Origin of the sequence: Amycolatopsis sp. NPDC024027, from assembly GCF_040638975.1 — a bacterium.
Classification (GTDB): domain Bacteria; phylum Actinomycetota; class Actinomycetes; order Mycobacteriales; family Pseudonocardiaceae; genus Amycolatopsis.
Map to the genome: position 1 here is coordinate 163,056 of NZ_JBEZYY010000011.1, position 17,644 is coordinate 180,699.

At 73.5% G+C, this 17,644-nt stretch carries 17 protein-coding genes; 8 read left to right on the plus strand and 9 right to left on the minus strand.

Going from position 1 to position 17,644, the window contains the following annotated elements; all coding sequences use genetic code 11:
- The first annotated feature begins 23 nt into the window (after window positions 1–23).
- Both AB0F52_RS26430 and AB0F52_RS26435 read left to right on the plus strand, forming a co-directional pair.
- On the plus strand, window positions 24–3,101 hold the full coding sequence (locus AB0F52_RS26430) for a BTAD domain-containing putative transcriptional regulator (protein WP_360176322.1): 3,078 nt from the start codon (window positions 24–26) through the stop codon (window positions 3,099–3,101).
- Window positions 3,102–3,680: 579 nt separating this feature from the next.
- Window positions 3,681–4,451, plus strand: coding sequence for a GntR family transcriptional regulator (locus AB0F52_RS26435; RefSeq protein ID WP_360176325.1), 771 nt, complete (start codon window positions 3,681–3,683; stop codon window positions 4,449–4,451).
- A 13-nt stretch (window positions 4,452–4,464) separates the two neighbouring features.
- Here AB0F52_RS26435 and AB0F52_RS26440 read toward each other — a convergent pair whose 3' ends face one another.
- From AB0F52_RS26440 to AB0F52_RS26455, 4 genes are read right to left on the minus strand one after another with little or no spacing between them, the layout of a single operon-like run.
- Window positions 4,465–5,775 carry a hypothetical protein gene (locus tag AB0F52_RS26440; protein WP_360176328.1) on the minus strand — a complete coding sequence of 437 codons (1,311 nt, stop codon included), beginning with the start codon at window positions 5,773–5,775 and terminating at the stop codon, window positions 4,465–4,467.
- Window positions 5,772–6,161, minus strand: a complete 390-nt coding sequence (locus AB0F52_RS26445; protein WP_360176331.1) for a PTS mannose transporter subunit IIAB — start codon at window positions 6,159–6,161, stop codon at window positions 5,772–5,774. Before AB0F52_RS26445 ends, AB0F52_RS26440 begins: the two co-directional genes overlap by 4 nt.
- 9 nt (window positions 6,162–6,170) lie before the next feature.
- A complete protein-coding gene (locus tag AB0F52_RS26450; protein WP_360176334.1) occupies window positions 6,171–7,802 on the minus strand; it encodes a PTS system mannose/fructose/sorbose family transporter subunit IID in 1,632 nt (543 codons plus the stop codon).
- 7 nt (window positions 7,803–7,809) lie between these two features.
- Window positions 7,810–8,286 (minus strand): PTS sugar transporter subunit IIB, encoded by a 477-nt coding sequence (locus AB0F52_RS26455; RefSeq protein ID WP_360176337.1) that lies wholly within the window; start codon window positions 8,284–8,286, stop codon window positions 7,810–7,812.
- Between the two features lie 396 nt (window positions 8,287–8,682).
- Between AB0F52_RS26455 and AB0F52_RS26460 the strand changes: the two genes are divergently transcribed.
- Window positions 8,683–9,627 carry an MBL fold metallo-hydrolase gene (locus AB0F52_RS26460; RefSeq protein WP_360176340.1) on the plus strand — a complete coding sequence of 315 codons (945 nt, stop codon included), beginning with the start codon at window positions 8,683–8,685 and terminating at the stop codon, window positions 9,625–9,627.
- Here AB0F52_RS26460 and AB0F52_RS26465 read toward each other — a convergent pair.
- A complete protein-coding gene (locus AB0F52_RS26465; RefSeq protein WP_360176342.1) occupies window positions 9,624–10,121 on the minus strand; it encodes a MarR family transcriptional regulator in 498 nt (165 codons plus the stop codon). The two genes, AB0F52_RS26460 and AB0F52_RS26465, sit on opposite strands and share 4 nt — an antisense overlap.
- 139 nt (window positions 10,122–10,260) lie before the next feature.
- On the opposite strand from AB0F52_RS26465, the gene AB0F52_RS26470 reads away from it, so the two are divergent.
- Together AB0F52_RS26470 and AB0F52_RS26475 are read left to right on the plus strand one after the other, a co-directional pair.
- Window positions 10,261–11,175: an EamA family transporter gene (locus AB0F52_RS26470; protein WP_360176345.1), complete on the plus strand. Its 915-nt coding sequence runs from the start codon at window positions 10,261–10,263 to the stop codon at window positions 11,173–11,175.
- Window positions 11,176–11,212: 37 nt separating this feature from the next.
- A complete protein-coding gene (locus AB0F52_RS26475; protein ID WP_360176348.1) occupies window positions 11,213–12,397 on the plus strand; it encodes a glycoside hydrolase family 64 protein in 1,185 nt (394 codons plus the stop codon).
- On the opposite strand, the gene AB0F52_RS26480 is transcribed toward AB0F52_RS26475, so the two are convergent.
- Complete coding sequence (locus AB0F52_RS26480; RefSeq protein WP_360176351.1) at window positions 12,394–12,573, minus strand: hypothetical protein; 180 nt, start codon at window positions 12,571–12,573, stop codon at window positions 12,394–12,396. The two genes, AB0F52_RS26475 and AB0F52_RS26480, sit on opposite strands and share 4 nt — an antisense overlap.
- Window positions 12,574–12,763: 190 nt before the next feature.
- On the opposite strand from AB0F52_RS26480, the gene AB0F52_RS26485 reads away from it, so the two are divergent.
- From AB0F52_RS26485 to AB0F52_RS26495, 3 genes are all read left to right on the plus strand, one after another.
- Window positions 12,764–13,324, plus strand: coding sequence for a sigma-70 family RNA polymerase sigma factor (locus AB0F52_RS26485; protein WP_360176354.1), 561 nt, complete (start codon window positions 12,764–12,766; stop codon window positions 13,322–13,324).
- On the plus strand, window positions 13,321–13,767 hold the full coding sequence (locus AB0F52_RS26490) for a hypothetical protein (protein WP_360176357.1): 447 nt from the start codon (window positions 13,321–13,323) through the stop codon (window positions 13,765–13,767). Before AB0F52_RS26485 ends, AB0F52_RS26490 begins: the two co-directional genes overlap by 4 nt.
- 103 nt (window positions 13,768–13,870) lie before the next feature.
- A complete protein-coding gene (locus tag AB0F52_RS26495; protein ID WP_360176360.1) occupies window positions 13,871–14,677 on the plus strand; it encodes a lipase in 807 nt (268 codons plus the stop codon).
- On the opposite strand, the gene AB0F52_RS26500 is transcribed toward AB0F52_RS26495, so the two are convergent.
- Genes AB0F52_RS26500 through AB0F52_RS26510 form a run of 3 tightly spaced genes read right to left on the minus strand, consistent with a single transcriptional unit; the run spans window position 14,667 to window position 17,541 of the window.
- Window positions 14,667–15,509, minus strand: coding sequence for an ABC transporter permease (locus tag AB0F52_RS26500; RefSeq protein ID WP_360176363.1), 843 nt, complete (start codon window positions 15,507–15,509; stop codon window positions 14,667–14,669). The two genes, AB0F52_RS26495 and AB0F52_RS26500, sit on opposite strands and share 11 nt — an antisense overlap.
- A complete protein-coding gene (locus tag AB0F52_RS26505; RefSeq protein WP_360176366.1) occupies window positions 15,506–16,417 on the minus strand; it encodes an ABC transporter ATP-binding protein in 912 nt (303 codons plus the stop codon). Before AB0F52_RS26505 ends, AB0F52_RS26500 begins: the two co-directional genes overlap by 4 nt.
- Window positions 16,414–17,541 carry a hypothetical protein gene (locus tag AB0F52_RS26510; RefSeq protein ID WP_360176369.1) on the minus strand — a complete coding sequence of 376 codons (1,128 nt, stop codon included), beginning with the start codon at window positions 17,539–17,541 and terminating at the stop codon, window positions 16,414–16,416. The genes AB0F52_RS26505 and AB0F52_RS26510 overlap by 4 nt, the downstream gene beginning before the upstream one ends.
- Between the last annotated feature and the right edge of the window lie 103 nt (window positions 17,542–17,644).

Genomic DNA, 17,644 nt, shown 5'->3' on the forward strand with positions numbered 1-17,644 from the left:
GTCCGTCTTCCGGGGGGCATCTCGTGCGCTACCGCCTGCTCGGACCGGTCACGGTCCTCGGCGACACGGGCCCGCTCCGCCCCGGCGGCCAGAAACAGACGTCCGTGCTGGCCACGCTGCTGCTGAACCCCAACCGGGTGGTCACCGAGGACCGCCTCATCGACCTGACCTGGGGCGAGAACGCGCCGCCGAGCGTCCGCGGGCGGCTCCAGGTGCACATCTCGGAGCTGCGGAAGCTGCTCGGCCGGGACGTCATCGTGCGGCGCGCGCCCGGTTACCTCATCGAAGTCGCCCCCGGCGACCGCGACCTCGACGTCTTCGACGAAGAGGTCGCCAAGGCCAGGGCCACCTCCGGGGCGGACGCCGTCACGCACCTGCGGGCCGCGCTGGCGTTGTGGGAGGGCACCCCGCTGGGCGGGGTCAGCGAGGCGCTGGCGGGGTACGAAGGCCCGGCGCTGGCCGAACGCCGGCTCGTCGTGCTGGAGGAGCTGTACGAGCAGGAACTCGCCGCCGGACGGCACGGCGAGGTGGTCGGGGAACTGCGGCGGCTCGTCGACGAACACCCGTTCCGCGAGCGCCTGCGGGCCGCGCTGATGCTGGCGCTGCACCGCTGCGGCCGGACCCCGGAAGCCCTGGAGACGTACGCGCGGGCGCACGAACTGCTGGTCGACGAACTGGGCATCGAGCCCGGCCAGGCCCTGCAAGACCTGCGGATGCGGATCCTGCGCGGTGAGGGCGAGCCCGCCCCGCCCGCCGCCCCGGCCGCCCCGCGGCCGGCCGAGCTGCCGCTGGACGTCCGCGGGTTCGCCGGCCGGGCCGCGGAGCTGGCCGCGCTCGACGAACCCGGGGAAGTCTGGGTGATCACCGGCACCGCCGGCGTCGGCAAGACCGCGCTGGCGGTGCACTGGGCCCACACCGCCCGGACGCGCTACCCCGACGGCCAGCTGTACGTGAACCTGCGCGGTTTCGACGCCGACGACGAGCCGCTCACCCCCGCGGCCGCGCTCGCGCAGCTGCTGCGGACCCTCGGCGTCGACCTGCGGGACGTGCCGCCGGGTGTCGACGACCAGAGCAAGCTCTACCGGTCGCTGCTGGCCGACCGGCAGGCCCTGGTGGTGCTCGACAACGCCCGCGACACCGCCCAGGTGCTGCCGCTGCTGCCGTCGTCGGGGCGGGTGCTGGTGACCAGCCGCCACCGGCTCGACGAGCTGGTGGCCCGCGTCGGGGCGCGGTCGCTGGGCCTGGCGCAGCTGCGCGAGGCCGACTCCCGGGCGCTGCTGACCGCCCTGCTCGGCGACCGGACCGCCGCCGAGCCGGAAGCGGCCGCCGAGCTGGCCCGCCTGTGCGGCCACCACCCGCTGGCCCTGCGGATCGCCGCGGCGAACACCGGCGTCGCCAGCATCGGCGAGCTGGTCGACGAACTGCGCGGCGATCCGCTGGCCCACCTCGGCTTCGACGGCGAGAGCGCGGTCGCCAAGGCCTTTTCGGTGTCCTACCAGGCGCTGGCGCCCGCGCTGCGGCAGGCGTTCCGGCTGCTCGCGCTGGTGCCGGGGACCGACTTCACGGCGATCGCCGCGGCGGCACTGCTGGAGGTGCCGGTCGAGGAGGCGACCCGGCGGCTGCGCGGGCTGAGCGCGGCGAACCTCGTGGAAGCGCACGCACCCCGCCGCTACCGGTTCCACGACCTCGCCCGCCGCTACGCCGAGCAGTGCGTCCGCGCCGAGGAAGACGAGCCCGCGCGCGACCGGGCGTGGGAGCGGCTGTTCACCGGCTACTGCGCGGCCGCCGATGCCGCCGTCGCCCTGCTCGGCGCCCGGATCGTGGCACTCCCCCGCGAAGACGCGCCCTCGGCGCCGAGCCCGGTGGTCTTCGCCGGCGCCGCGGAAGCCGTGGCCTGGCTGGACGTCGAGGTACCGAACCTCGCGGCGGCGCTCCGGCAGGCGGCGACGCGCGGGCCGTACCCGGGCGCCTGGTACCTCGCCGACGCGTTGCGGCGGTTCTTCCACGACCACGGCCGCCGGGCGGAGTGGCTGGAGCTGGCCCCGATCGTGCTGCGCGCGGCGCAGGACCACGGCGCCCAGCCCGCCGAAGCGCTGGTCGAGCTGTCCATCGGCGGGGCGTACTTCCGCGAGGGCCAGCACGAAGCGGGCATCCGGCACTCGGAGAAGGCGGTGCTGGCCAGCCGCGCGTGCGGCTGGCGGCAGTGCGAAGCCACGGCGGTGGCGAACCTCGGGGCGATGCTGGAGTGGACGGGACGGCTGTCGGAAGCCGTCGAGCACAGCCGGCGCGCGATCCAGCTGTTCCGCGAACTGGCCAACCGGTCGGGCGAGGCGCTCGCGCTGAACTCGCTGAGCTGCCACTACCGGCAGCTGGGGCGCCTGGAGCAGGCGGAGGACTGCCTGGTCGAGGCGATCGCGCTGGCCCGCAAGGAGGACCTGGCGTTCTGGGAGGCGGCCAACCTCGCCGACCTCGGCTGGGTGCTCATGGCCACCGGACGGCTGGCTTCCGCCGGCGAAACCCTCGACCAGGCACTGCAGGCGTTCCGGGACCTGGGCTCGAGCTTCGGCGAGGCAACGGCCTTGAACGTGCTGAGCGCCCTCCAGATGGCCCGCGGCGACCACTCGGCGGCCGCGGCAACGGCGGAGGCGGCCTTGGCGTGCGTCCGCCGCGACGGCGACCGCCAGGTGGAGGCGGCGGCACTGATCGCACTGGGCCGGGCGGAGGAGAGCCGCGGCGACCTCGCCGCGGCGGAGCGGGTCTTGCGCGAGGCTCGATCGCTGACGGCGGAGTCGGGCCTCCGAGGCCAGCTGGCCGAGGCGGCGGCCACGTCGGCCAGGGTCCTGGCGGCCGACGGGCGCGCGGGCGAGGCGGGCGAACACGCCCGGACGGCCCTGGACGCGGCCCGCGCGGGCGGGTTCCGGGTGGTGGAGGCGGAGGCATTGCTGGGGCTGGCGGCGGTCCAGGCCGCGGCGGGCCGATCGACGTTGGCGGCCGGGACGGCCCGGGAGTCCCGAGCGCTTTACCGCGCGGTGGGGCACGTGACAGGAGAGGCCCTGGCGGCGGAGTTCCTCGACCGGCTCGGGGACCGGGCCACCGGCTGAGCCGAACGTGCCGCCGGGTGAGCCGGGCGCGCCGCGGGCCGACTCGCGCGGATTGCCACACCTACCTCGCGGACCAGGCCACCCGCGCCACCGAGTGAGCCAGGCCGCCGGGCGAGCCAGGCATCCGGCGGAGCAGGTCGCCGGTAAAGCCGAAACGTGCCGGGGACACTGGCGCGCCCGCCGGGTTCCGCGTGATCGAAGCGGCCGCGGGTTCGGGGCGCCGGTCCAAGCCGCACGACTTCCACCGGCCGAACCGGGCCACCGGCTGAGCCAAACGTGATGGAGACACTAGCGCGCCGCCGGGTTCCGCATGATCGAAGCGGCCGCGGAGTCGGGGCGCCGGCCCAAGCCGCGCAACTCCCACCGGCGAAATCGCAACCTGCGCCACCGGGCACCCGGCCGGAAGCCCCGCCCCAGACTCCCGCACCCACCTCGGCAACCGAGCCACCCCCGAGCGCCCCCGAGCGCCCCCGCGCGAGGCCGACTCCCGCGGATCACCCCACCCACCTCGGCGACCAGCCCACCACCTCAGCCGCGCCGGGTGTTACCTCCCCGGCCGTTGCGCGACATACTGAAGGCATGCCCCGTCCGAAACACGTCGCCGCGAGCGATCTGCGCCTTCCGGACGCGCTGCAGCCGGGGCGGCCCAAGGGCGATCAGCTGCGCGAGATCCTGGAAAGCGTCGCCACGGAGGCCGGGCCGGGCCGGCTGATGCCGTCCGAACGGTTCCTCGCCGAGCACTTCCAGGTCGCCCGCGGCACCGTGCGGCAGGAAGTCAACCGCCTGGTCGCGGACGGCGTCCTGTACCGCCAGCACGGCACCGCGACCTTCACCGCCGAACGGCAGGCCGCGCACATCGACATGCTGACCTCGTTCACCGAGGACATGCAGGCCCGCGGCGTCGTGCCGAAGACAAAGGTGCTGCACGCCGAAGTCGAAAGCGCGGGCCCGCGCATCGCCGGACGGCTGAACGTGCCGCCGGGCGCGCGGGTGTTCCGGCTGGAGCGCCTCCGCTACGTCGAAGACGAGCCGTTCGCGGTCGAGCGCACCAACCTGTCCGTCGACCGCTTCCCGGACATCGAGCTGTTCGACTGGGAGACCCAGTCCCTGCACCGCACGATCGAGGAACGCTGGGGCGTGCGCCCGGAGTGGAACGACACGGCGATCTCCGCGGTCCTGCCGAACAGCCACGACGCCGCCCTGCTCGGCATCGAGGCCACCCAGCCGTGCCTGATCATCGAGGGCACGCTGCACGACCAGAGCGGCGGCGTCATCGAAGCGGGCCGGTCGCTGTACCGGGCCGACCGCTACACGGTCTTCACCCAGGCCCGGCGCAGCCCACCCTCCTGAACGGCCGCCGGGCTCAGCAGCAGCGGACCTGGTGCGCCCGCAGCGTCTTCAGGCAGTGCTCCACCAGCGCGTCCGCGGCCTCCGGGCCGAACAGCGTCACGTACGACTCGTAGATCCCGTCGCGGTGGCCGTCCGCGTCCGGCAGGTACCCCAGGTACCCGTCGGTGTAGCCGATCACCCGGGTGTGGCGGAACGGGCTGCCGCGGCGGATGCGCAGGCCCAGGGACGCGAACAGCTCGAACGGGGTGTGCAGCCAGGCGATCTCGCCCAGCGACACCACGCTGACCGGCACCTCCGCGCAGCCCGTCGGCCGGCCGCCGGCCGCCATGGTCGCCAGCATCGCGCAGCCCTCGTAGCGGGTCTGCGCGATGCGGACCGCCGGGTGGTCCTCGCCGTGGTGGGCCAGCTCGCGCTGCCACTCCTCCTCCGCCACCTGCCGCAGCTCCAAGCTGTCCTCGAGGGACGGGATGTCGCGGTAGGGCAGGTGCAACGTCGAGCGCGTCAGCCGCACCGGGCCGGCCGTCGCGGGCGGGGGCGACACCGCCGCCAGCGTGCGCGCGATCGACGTCGCCAGGTGGCCGCCGAGCGTGCGGACCTCGGCGTGGTCGCGGCCGCGGCGGACGAACCGGGAGCTGGCGTCGCCCGCCGCACCCTGCAGGAACGCCGCGACCGGCTGCCCGACCAGGGTGGCCAGCTCGCGGCGGGTCGCGCCCGGCCAGTCCGCCGACCAGGCGAGGTTGTCGGGGCCGAGCACCGTGGGGTGGCTGGCGTAGTCGAACAGCAGCGCGGCCGGCGTGCCGTCGTCGCGGCGCAGCTCGAGCACGCCGAACGACGTGTCGTGCGGCCCGTCGGGCCGGTAGCGGTTGCCGCCGACGGCTTCGGTCGATCCCGCGTGCCAGCGGGCGCGGACCTTGCCGCGGCCGGCGCGCAGCCGCAGCGCCGCGCCGGTGACCTTCTCCGCCATGCCGCCGACCAGCCCGGCGTCGCGCTGCCCCGGCAGGCCGGGGTGCAGCGGACCCGTCCAGCCTTCGGGCCCGGAGTGCGTGTGGGACGCGCAGACGAGCACCCGGTCCGGGTCGATGCCCACCGCCGCGGCGACCGCGTCGGCCAGGGTGCGGGTCAGCCCGGCGTCGACCGCGAGGGCGTCCAGCGCCACCCACACCACGCCGGGGTCGTCCTCGGTGGACAGCCAGATCAGCGACGCCTCGAGGTCGTCGTGCGTGCCCGTGGCGACGCCGTGCCGGGCCAGGTAGCCGCCGAGCGGGTGCCCGGGCCCCGGCGTGATCCGGACGTCTTGCGCGGCGAGCAGCAGCGCGGCGGTCACCAGGTCGATTCCAGGACGTCGACGACGCCGTCGCGCCCGGCGGCGCGAGCCACCCCGGCGAGCGCGGTGACGTCGTCGGTCGTGTGCAGCAGGACTTCCAGCAGCATCGGCAGGTTCAGCCCCGAAACCAGCTGGATGCGCGGGTGCCCGGCCGCGAGCGTGCGGACGGCGTTGAACGGCGAGCCGCCGTGCAGGTCGGCGAGCACCAGCACGCCGTCGGCGTCGCCGGCCAGCTCGAGCACGCGGTCGCCGAACTCCTCCGGACTGTCGCGCGGGCTCAGCTCGCAGACCTTCAGCCGCACCTGCGGGCCGAGGATCATCTCGGCGGCTTCCCCCACTCCGGAGGGGAGCCGGCCGTGTCCGGCGAGGATGATCGGGACGGTCATGGCGGACTCCTAACTCTTCGCCGGGGCCGATGGCGCGAACCAGCCGAGCCACCCCAGGACGACCCCGGCGACGACGACGATGCCGATGACCCAGACCGGCCGCAGCCGCGCCTTGACCGTCAGCAGGTACACCCCGGCGGTCACGAGCACCGGGAGCAGGAACGGGAGCAGCTCGTCGAGCCGGTCCTGGATCGCCACCGACTGCGTCACCGGCTGCCCCTGGACCGTGGTGGTCTGCCGGTAGGTCAGCGTGGTGACGACCTTGACGATCGACGGGATGAACCCGCCGAGGACGACGAACCCGAGCACGGTCGCCCCCTGCGCGACGCGGGCGAGCGCACCGGCGGCGAGGTGGCCGGCCAGCCGCTTGCCCTCGCGGTAGGCGAACCCGAACTGCCAGCGCCGCACCAGCGCGTAGGGCACGAGCACCATGACGGCGGCGAAGGCGGGCCCGAGCCAGTTGCCCTGCAGCGCCCACGACGCACCCATGGTGAAGATGATGCTGTTGTACAGCGCGAAGACGACGGTGTCGCCGATGCCGGCCATCGGCCCCATCAGCGCGACCTTCGTGCTCGCCGCCGACTTCGGTGTCCCCGCCTCCTCCAGCGCGACGCTGGAGCCGAGGATCAGCGGGCCGCCGACGAGCACCGAGGTGTTGAAGAACTGCAGGTGCCGTTGCAGGCCGGCGACGTAGTCGGCCTTCTCCGGGTACAGCCGGCGCAGCACCGGCTCCATCGAGTACGCGAACCCGAGGGCCTGCATCCGCTCGTAGTTCCAGGAGATCTGGCTCGACCAGAAGTACCGGCGGAACACCCGCCGCAGGTCCTGCTTCGTCAGCCGAGGGTCCACTGTGGACTCCGCTGTGGACTCTTCGGCTTCCGCTTCGGGGACCGCGAGCACCGGCTCGTCGCGTTTCAGCGTCACGAACAGCATCGCGACCGCGACGCCGACCAGCGCGATCCCCAGCACCGGCAGCTTCAGGTAGGCGAACCCGACGAACCCGATGAGCAGCAGGTACCAGTAGCGCGAAAGCTCCATCATGCCGAGCAGCAGCGCGAAGCCGACCGCCGGCAGCAGCGACCCGGCCAGCGTCATGCCCTGCACGAACCCGGCCGGGATGCTCGCGGTGATGTCCTTGACCAGCCCGCCGGACGCGGCGAGCGCGGCGAGGAACGTCGGGACCGCGCGCACGGCCACCCACGGGATCAGGCTGACCCAGTGGATCATCGCCAGGCCGCGGGCGTTGCCGTCGGCGGCGTAGCCGTCGGCCCGGTGCACCAGGCCGGTGGTGACCATCTTGCCGACCGGGTCCAGCGCCGAGAGCAGGATCGCGGCCGGCAGCCCGACGCCGATGCCGATCGCGGCCTGCGCGGCCGGAGCGCCGGCGGCGCCCGCGGCCAGCGCGGTGCCGACGATCGCGCCGGTCTGGTAGTCCGGGATGGTGGCGCCGCCGTAGGTGTAGACGCCCAGCGCCGCGAGCTCCAGCGTCGCGCCGATCAGCAGGCCGAGCAGCGGGTGGCCGGTGATCAGCCCGGCCACCGAGCCGGCGATGAGCGGGCGCTGGGCGTAGATGAGGAACGGGCCGAGCCCGTCGTAGGTGCAGTAGATCGCCCACAGGGTCAGGGCCAACGCGACGAGCATGCTGGAGCTACAGCCCTTTCCGGTCGAGCAGCGAGACGAAATCGGCGGGCTTGTCCTGCGGCAGCAGCTGCGTGACCAGCGGGACGCCCGCGGCGGCAAGCTTGCGGTAGGCGTCGGCCTCGTCCGCGGTCACCGCGACCGAGCGGGTGACCATGGTGTAGGAATCACCCGGCCGGGGGGCCACGTTGCCGACGTTGACGACCTCGGGCCGCAGCCCACCCTCGACGAGGCGGAAGACGTCCCCGGGGTGCTTGACGATGATCATGACCTCCGCGCCGGCCTCGGTGGCCAGCGTGGCCTCGACCGACAGCACGTCCGTCGGCAGTCCCCGGGCGGCCTGCGGGAGCAGCGCCCGCTGCAGGTCGTCGGCGGCGACGTCGTCGTTGCAGACGACCAGCCGGCGCACGCCGAGGCGGCGGGTCCACGCGACGGTGACCTGACCGTGGATCAGCCGGTTGTCGATCCGGAGATGTGCCCCCGTCATGTTTCTCCTCCCGGACGGCAGGAGACATACTGGTTCGTACCAGTATCTGTGTCAACACTGCCGGTGACCGGCCTTCGCGCGGCCGACGGAAGGACCCCTCAGACCTTCCGTCGGCCCACGAGCGCGAAGTCCCCCTGCTTTTCTCCCGGACCCTCCCATAAAGGTATATACCAGTATGGACGGTCGTGATCGACTGTCAAGACCTTTGGCCACAGAACAATCGGAAATTCTCCACCGGTCATTTGACAGAAATTGGAAGAATTCCCGGGCCCGGCCGCCGCCGCCCGGAGCGGCCGCGACCAGGGCCGCCGGCCCCGGGAGAACGTCCCGGGGGAATCCGCGCAACCTGGCCCGGTCACCGTCGTTAACCGCATCGTCCGTTCAGGGGAGGAAAGCATGCCGGCCGTCAGATCGAACATCGTCCCGCTCCGGCACGCGCGGCCGGGAGTCGTGGCGTACGTGAAGAGCCCGGCCGAGTGGTTCGTCGCCAACAGCGGCTGGATCCAGGGCACGGAGGGCGTCGCGCTGATCGACACCTGCGGCACCGAGCAGGCGACCCTCGAGCTGCTGCGCGACGTCCGCAAGTACGCCGGCGACCAGGAGCTCACGGTCGTCATCACGCACGCGCACGGCGAACACCACAACGGGCTCGGCGTCGCCCTGCGCGACGGCGGCACCGCGCTGGCCGCCCCCGGCAGCCTCGACCTGGTCAAGGCCGGGCCGCAGACCTACGGCAACGTCTTCACCTACACGCGCTGGGGCGTGCTCGAGCCGCCGGAGCCGGACGCGGTCCGCCCGGTGACCGGCTGGCACCGGCTCGACCTGGGCGGCGCGGCCGTCGACGTCGTGGCGGTACCCGGTGTCGCGCACACGGCGGGCGACCTGGTGGTGCACGAACCGCGTTCGGGCACGCTGTTCACCGGCGACCTGGTGGGCATCGGCGACACCCCGATGGCGGTGCAGGGCTCGATCCCCGGCTGGCTCGACGCGCTCGACTGGCTGCAGGACACGTTCCGCCCGCGCACCCTGGTGCCCGGCCACGGCCCGGTGGCGAACCCCGGCCACACGGCCTTCCACGGGATGCGCGTCTACCTCGAGTGGCTCCTGGAAGCGACCGCCCGCCAGTCCAACTTCGGGAAGCTGGCCAAGCAGGCGTCCTTGCGGTGGCCGTCGTGGCGCAACCCGGAGCGGCACATCGGGAACCTGATGCGCGCGTACGCCGACCAGCACGGCCGCAAGCTCGATGTCGATTTGGCGATCGACGCCGTGCTGGCCGCCGCGGGCGGGCGGATCGACCTGGACCTGCTGCTGGAGAGCGAGCCGGTCCGGCAGATCTCCTAGGAGACCGAGCCGCCGAGGCTCTCCAGCAGCGTCCGCAGCGTCGTGGCCAGCCCTTCGCGCTCGCCGGTGTCCAGCGCGGCCAGGATCCGGTGCTCGGTCTCGACGTGCTCGGGCAGCGCGCGGTCGATCAGCTCGCCACCGGCTTCGGTCAGCCGCACGCGGACCCCGCGGCCGTCCGCTTCGTTGGGTGTGCGCTCCACCAGGCCGCGCGCCTCCATCTTGTCGAGGCGCTGGGTGACCGCCCCGGACGTCACCATCGCCGAGCGCATCAGCTCCGTCGGGGTCAGCCGGTAGGGCGGCCCGCTGCGGCGCAGGGTCGCGAGGACGTCGAAGGTCGCGCGGTCCAGGCCGTGGCGGGCGAACGTGCGGCGCAGCTCCGCGTCGACCAGTGCGCTCAGCCGGGACAGCCGGCCGATCACCGCCATCGGGGAGACGTCGAGGTCGGGGCGTTCGGCGTGCCACTGCTCCAGCACCCGATCCACGTGGTCGGCCATGGTCCCAGCGTAACCGATGCCTTAGCGGTAAGTGAGAAATCGCTTTTCGGGGGTCCGGGTGGCGAAGCCCCCGGCCCGGGGCGAAGCCCCGGATGTCACAGACTAGCCGGTTGCCTTAGCGCTGAGGTAATCTACCTTAGTGCTAAACAAACAGCTCCTCCTCACCGCACTGGCCCCGGCCATCTGGGGCACCACCTACCTGGTCACCACCGAGTTCCTGCCGCCCGACCGCCCGCTGCTCGCCGCCGTCATCCGGGCGCTGCCGGCCGGGCTGCTGCTGGTCGCGCTCACCCGCCGCCTGCCGAAGGGCGACTGGTGGTGGCGCTCGCTCGTGCTCGGCACGCTGAACATCGGCGCGTTCCTCGCCCTGCTGTTCGTCGCCGCCTACCGGCTGCCCGGCGGGGTCGCCGCCACCCTCGGCGCGCTGCAGCCGCTGCTGGTCGCCGGCCTGTCCACCGGCCTGCTCGGCGAACGCCTGACCCGGCGCACCGTGCTCGCGGGCGTCGCCGGGGTGGCCGGCGTCAGCCTGCTGGTACTGCAGTCGAGCGCGCGCCTCGACGCGATCGGCGTCGCCGCCGCGGCCGGTGGTGCCGTCGTGATGGCCACCGGCGTCGTGCTGAGCAAGCGCTGGACCTCCCCCGCGCCGCTGCTGGCGACGACCGGCTGGCAGCTCGTCGCGGGCGGCCTGGTGCTCGTCCCCGTCGCACTGGCCGTCGAAGGCGCTCCGCCCGCGTCGCTGTCCGGCGCGAACCTCGCCGGCTACGCCTACCTGGCGCTGATCGGCGCCGCGTTCGCGTACGCCCTGTGGTTCCGCGGGATCCGCGCGCTGTCCGCGACCCAGGTGACGTTCCTCGGGCTGCTGAGCCCGGTCGTCGCCACCCTGCTCGGCTGGCTCGCGCTCGGCCAGCGGCTGACGCCGTGGCAGCTGCTGGGCGCCGCGATCGTGCTGGCCGCCGTCGTGACCGCGGGGCGGCGGCCGCTGGGCCGGACGGGGGCTGATAATTATCAGCCTTTGACAACCGCTCACCGGGCCACCGACGCTGAAATGGTCTGAACAACTTGCGATCACCAGCCTCGACGAGGAGGCGCCCGTGCGCACGAAAAGGTCCTTCCGGCAACGGCTTGCGGTGCTGGCCGCGGCGCTCGCGGTGGTCACCGCGACCGCCCCCGCCGCCGAGGCGGTGCCGGCCACGATCCCCCTGAAGATCACCAACAACTCGGGTCGCGGCGACCCGGTCTACCTCTACGACCTCGGCACTAACCTCGCCACCGGCCAGCAGGGCTGGGCCGACGCCGGCGGCGGGTTCCACGCCTGGCCCGGCGGTGCGGTGCCGCCGATCCCGGCGCCCGACGCGTCGATCCCCGGCCCCGCGAACGGCCAGTCGATCACCATCCGGATCCCGAAGTTCTCCGGCCGGATCTACTTCTCCTACGGGCAGAAGCTGGTCTTCAAGCTCGCCACCGGCGGGCTGGTCCAGCCGGCGATCCAGAACCCCTCGGACCCGAACGTCAACATCCTCTTCAACTGGTCGGAGTACACGCTCAACGACGGCGGGCTCTGGATCAACAGCACCCAGGTGGACATGTTCTCCGCGCCCTACGCGGTCGGCGTGCAGCCCGCGGGCGGCACCACGAAGAGCACCGGCCACCTGAAACCGGGCGGCTACAACGGTTTCTACACCGCGCTGCGCGGCCAGCCGGGCGGCTGGGCCAACCTGATCCGGACCCGCTCCGACGGCACGGTCCTGCGCGCGCTGGCCCCGAGCCACGGCATCGAAGCCGGCGCGCTGCCCGCCACCGTGCTGCAGGACTACATCAACCGCGTCTGGACGAAGTACAGCTCGTCGACGCTGACCGTGACGCCGGTGGCGGACCAGCCGAACGTGAAGTACTACGGCCGGGTCTCCGGCAACACCATGAACTTCACGAACACCTCCGGCGGGTTCGTGACGGCGTTCCAGAAACCGGATTCCGACAGCGTCTTCGGCTGCTACAAGAACCTCGACGCGCCGAACGACGTCCGCGGCCAGATCTCGCGCACGCTCTGCGCGGGCTTCAACCGCTCGACGCTGCTGACCAACGCGAACCAGCCGGACACGAGCTCGGCGGCCTTCTACCAGGACACCGTGACCAACCACTACGCGCGCAAGATCCACGCGCAGATGGCCGACGGCAAGGCGTACGCCTTCGCGTTCGACGACGTCGGCCACTACGAATCCCTGGTCAACGACGGCAACCCGGCGACGGCCTACCTGACGTTGGATCCGTTCGACTAGAGCTTCACCACGGCTCCGCCCGGCGCCACCGGCGTGTCCCCGAGCAAATCGCCCGGGGGCGCGCCGGTGCTCGCCGGCACCGGCTGCGCCCGGCCCTTCACCTCCACCACCGGCTGCCCGCAGGCGACCAGTTCCACCACCAGCACCGGCACAACGAGCAACACCCGCATGCGCATGACCGGCTCACCCCGATCCGTCTCCACCACTCCCACCGGGCACACGACGGCCGCCGGGGACCCGGTTCAGGTATTTCCCGCGCTCTCACCGGATCGGACGAGTGGGGGGAAGACGCGAAGGAGTCCCCCGATGGCGTACCGGTCCGAAGGGCTGCTGTTGGCTAGGCTGAGTGGGTCAAGCGGAGGTGAAGTGGACACCACGACCCTGCTCGAGGCGGCCGCGCGCGGCGACCAGGAGGCGTGGCACGCCTTGGTCGACCGGTACGCCAGCCTGCTCTGGTCGATCGCCCGCGCCCACCGGCTCTCCGACGCCGACGCGGCCGACGTCGTCCAGACGACCTGGCTCAAGCTCGTCGAAAACCTCGGCCGGATCAAGGAACCGGAGCGGCTGCCCGGCTGGCTGGCCACCACCACGCGGCACGAGTGCCTGCGCCAGCTCCGCCGCACCGACCGGGAGCGCCCGGCCGACGACCAGGTCTGGCAGAGCGAGCCGGCGCCCGGGGCGGCCGTCGACGCGGCCCTGCTGCTGGGTGAGCGCGACGCCGCGCTCTGGCGTGCGCTGGACAAGTTGTCCGACCAGTGCCGGCGGCTGCTGCGCGTGCTCATGGCGACGCCCCCGCCGTCGTACGCGGAGGTCGCGGACGCCCTCGGCATGCCGGTCGGCAGCATCGGCCCGACCCGGCAGCGCTGCCTGGGCCGGCTGCGCGAGCGGGCCGGCCAGGCCGGGCTCGGAACGGAGGACCCGACGTGACCACCGACGACGAGCTCATGGCCGTCCTGCGCGCGGCCGCGGCGGAGGCGGACCCGGTGCCGGACCTCGTGCTACGCCAGGCCCGCGCGGCGCTGACCACCCGAGACCTGGACGCCGAGCTGGCGGACCTGGCCTTCGATTCGGACCTGGCGGAAGCCGGCACGGTCCGCGCGGCGGGCGACGACGTCCGGCTGCTGTCGTTCGAGTCGCCGCGCGTGTCGGTGGAGCTGCAGGTGGAATACGCGGGCGGCCGGGTTTCGCTGCGCGGCCTGATCACCGGCGCGACGGGCGAAGCGGTGATCGAGGTGGCGGACGAGCGGCACACGAGCCCGATCGGCGCGGAGGGCTGGTTCGCCGCGACGGGCCTCGAGCGCGGAGCCACCCGCGTGACGGTGACCGCCGCGGACGGCACAACGGTCACCACCGGCTGGGCAAGCCTCTAGCCACCCGCGAGTCGACCTCCCGATCACGCGTGATGCCTCTCCAGTCACGCGTGATGCCCGCTGGATCACGGCGGTCACGCGCGGGCCGGGTCATCATGGAGCTGTGCGGATCACGGCTTGGTGGAGCGGGCTCAGCCCGCGGCGACGGCTGATGCTGAACGGCGTCGCCGTCGCGGTGGTGGCCGTGGTCGTCGCCACCGTGATCGCCACCTCGGGGGCGAAAGCCGCGCCCGAGGCCGGGACGCCGGACCAGAACAAGCCCGGCCCGGTGCTGCTCGTCCCCGGTTACGGCGGCGGGCGGGGTGCGCTGGAGACCCTCGCCGAGCGGATCCGGCAGGCCACCGGCCGGTCCGCCGAGGTGCTCACCCTGGCCGGGGACGGCACCGGCGACCTCGTCGAACAGGCCGGCGTCCTCGCGGAGGCCGTCGAGAAGGCCTACGAACAAGGCGCGCCTTCGGTCGACGTCGTCGGGTACTCCGCCGGCGGGGTCGTCGCGCGGCTGTGGGTCGACCGGGAGGGCGGCGTCCACCAGGCCCGCCGCGTCGTGACGCTCGGCGCGCCCATGCACGGCACCGGCCTCGCCACGGCGGGCGGCGCGCTGGTCCCGGGCGGGTGTCCCACCGCGTGCGTCCAGCTGGCCCCGGGCAGCAGCCTGCTGCAGGAGCTGGCCAAGCAGCCGCTCCCGCCGGGCCTGCCGTGGCTGTCGCTCTGGACCGACCACGACGAGACGGTGACCCCGCCGGACTCCGCCCGGCTCGACGGCGCCGTCAACGTGTCGCTGCAGCAGGTCTGCCCCGAAAACCCGGCCGGCCACGGCGACCTGCCCACCGACCCCGCCGTCACCGAGATCGTCCTGCAGGCCCTCGGCACCACCCCGCTCGAAGCGCCCACCGACTGCCTCAGCTCGTGACGTCCTTCGTCGCGAAGTTCGCCCACGCGGCCCCGAAGAACACCACGATGTAGCCGGCCTGCAGCACCAGCCCGTGGTCGATGTTGCGCCACAGCACCGGATCGCGGAAGAAGTCGATCCAGGACAGCCAGTAGTGCGTCGGCAGGTAGGGCCGCACGGACGCGGCCGCGTCCAGGGTCTCCAGCACCGTGCTCGTGATGAGCACGGCCAGCCCGCCCAGCGCGGCCCCCAGCGCCGAGTCGGACACCGTCGAAAGGAAGACGGTGATCGCCGCGAAGCCGAGCATCGACACGACGATGTAGGTCACCGCGCCCAGCAGCCGCAGGCCCAGCGCGGACGAACTGAGCGACTGCCCGGACAACGACGTCACGCCGGTCGGCTGCCCGCCCGGCCCCGCGACCCCGGGCGTGCCGCCGGTGCCGAACAGGATCACCCCGAGCACCAGCGACGTCAGCACGACGATGACGATCGCCGCGGTCACGTACACGGCGAGCGCGACCATCTTGGCGCCCAGCAGCCGCGTCCGGCCGACCGGGCGCACCAGCAGGTAGCGCAGGGTGCCGGTGGCCGCCTCGCCCGCGATCGCGTCGCCCGCCGTGACGGCGACCGCGATCGGCAGGAACAGCGGCAGCACCAGCGCGAGCGCGGCGGCCGGGTACAGCGCGCCGTCGTTCACCACCGCCGAGAGGAACGCCCCGCCCTGCCCGGGCGGCGGCGCGAAGTCGGCCGTGGCCAGGAAGACGCCGACGATCGCCGGCAGCAGGCACAGCAGCAGCACGCTGAACCACACCCGTGGCCGCAGCGCGAGCTTCCGCAGTTCGACGCCGATCATGCGGGCGTCCCGAACCGGTCCGAGCCCGGACCGGTCACGTCGAGGACGACCTGTTCCAGCGTCCGCTGCTCGGCGTGGATCGACGTCACGCGCACCCCCGCCTCGACGAGCAGCGCGTTCAGCGTCGCCGGGTCGCCGTGCCGGATGACCAGCCGGTCGCCGTCGCGGGCTTCGAGCTGGCCGTCCAGGACCGCGGCCGCCGCGGCGGCGTCCGGCGTGCCGACCAGGATCCGGCCGGTGGCCGCCCGCAGCGTGGCCAGGTCCTCCTCCAGCACGAGCCGGCCGCGGTCGACGACGCCGACGCGCGTGCACAGCTGTTCCACCTCGGCCAGCAGGTGGCTGGACAGGAACACCGTGGTGCCACCGGCGTTCAGCTCGACCAGCAGCTCGCGGATCTCCTTGATGCCCTGCGGGTCGAGCCCGTTGGTCGGCTCGTCGAGGATCAGCAGCCGCGGCCGCCGCAGCAGCGCGCCGGCCAGCCCGAGCCGTTGCCGCATGCCGAGCGAGTACGCCTTCACCGGCCGCTGGTCGACCCCGCCCAGCCCGACCTGCTCGAGGGCTTCGTCGATGCGGCGCCGCCGCGTGCGCCGGCCGCCCCCGCGGCCGGCGGCGTCGAGCAGCGCCAGGTTCCGGCGCCCGGACAGGTGCGGGTACGCGGCCGGGCCCTCGACGAGCGCACCGACGTCCGGCAGCACCTCGGCGACCCGCTTCGGCACCGGTTTCCCGAGCACCTCGATCTCCCCGGCGGTCGCGTAGACCAGGCCGAGCAGCATCCGGACGGTGGTGGTCTTGCCCGAGCCGTTCGGGCCGAGGAAGCCGTAGCGGTCGCCTTCGCGGACTTCGAGGTCGACGGCGTCGACAGCCACCGTGCGGCCGTAGCGCTTGGTCAGCGCGCGCGTGACGATCACGGGCCGCTCCGGCGCAGCCGGGACAGCTCGTCGGCCACGGTTTTCAGCACCTCCGGTGTCACCGTCCCGGCCAGCAGGTAGGAGCGCCGGGACACCGACGACCGCACGATACCCAGGGACAGCGGCGTGATCGACAGCTGCACGACGCTCCCCGCGGCCAGCTTGACCTGCACGGCACCGGCCTTTCCGGCGGCGTCGCCCGCCGCGTTGGCCACCGTCCGCGGCACGGCGATCACGGCGAAGGCGGCCAGCCCGCGCCCGTAGAGCGCGGCGCCCTGCACGCCCCCGAAGTTCGACGACACCACCGGGCGTCCGGCGAGCGAGGAGGGCAGCGGGACCTGGCCGAACGCGCCGAGCGTGTCGGCGACGTCCGGGGCGCTCGTCACGCCGAACCCGGACCCGAGCGCCGGCCGCGGTGCTTCGACCACCGGAGTCGTCTGTTCGAGCTGCTGGAACTCGGTCACCAGGATCGGGGCCTCCTGCCCGCGCGCGGTCACTTCGACGCGCACCGCCACCCCGGTCGCCGGGTCCGCCCAGACGTCGACCCGCCCGACGGTCGTGTCCGGATCGGCGGGCACGAGCCGCAGGCCCGACGCGGCGACCCCGGCGACGTTCCGCCCCGGCAGCGCGCTCACGGCGTCACCCTTCGCCGCGCCCAGGATCCGCCGAGCGAGCTCGGGCGGCAGCAGGTCCGCGGCCCGCGGCAGCCGCAGCCCCGGCTCGCCGATCAGCTCGGTCAGCGTGTTGTCGCCATAGTCCCAGGTGTATTCGCCATCGGGCAGCCGGTAGACGTCGTGCTCACCGGCGGTGCCGAGGATGTCGACCCGGTACCGGTCGGGCCCGGCGTACCAGGCCCGCATCGGCGTCCGCATCGAGAAGAGCGCGGTGACGGCGGCGAGGTTCGGCAGCTCCGGCAGGGCGAGCGAACCGGCACTTTCGGCGTAACCCTGGTACGGCTTCCCGGCGGAATCCAGCACAAGGCCCCGCAGCCGATCCGGATCGGCTGCGGCACCGGCCGGAGCGAGCGCGGCAACGACCGACGGCGCGCAAACGAGCACCGCGGCCACCGCGGCGACGACCGCCCACCGGCGCCGCTTCTCGTGCCGCACCACCGAGGGCGTCATCCGGCATCACCTCTTCGTCCTTTGTACGCCATGGCCCGGGGTCGGCAGCTAGGGTCGAAGGGTGACGAATCCCGTTCATGCTGCTGTCCTGAGCTAGTTCCCG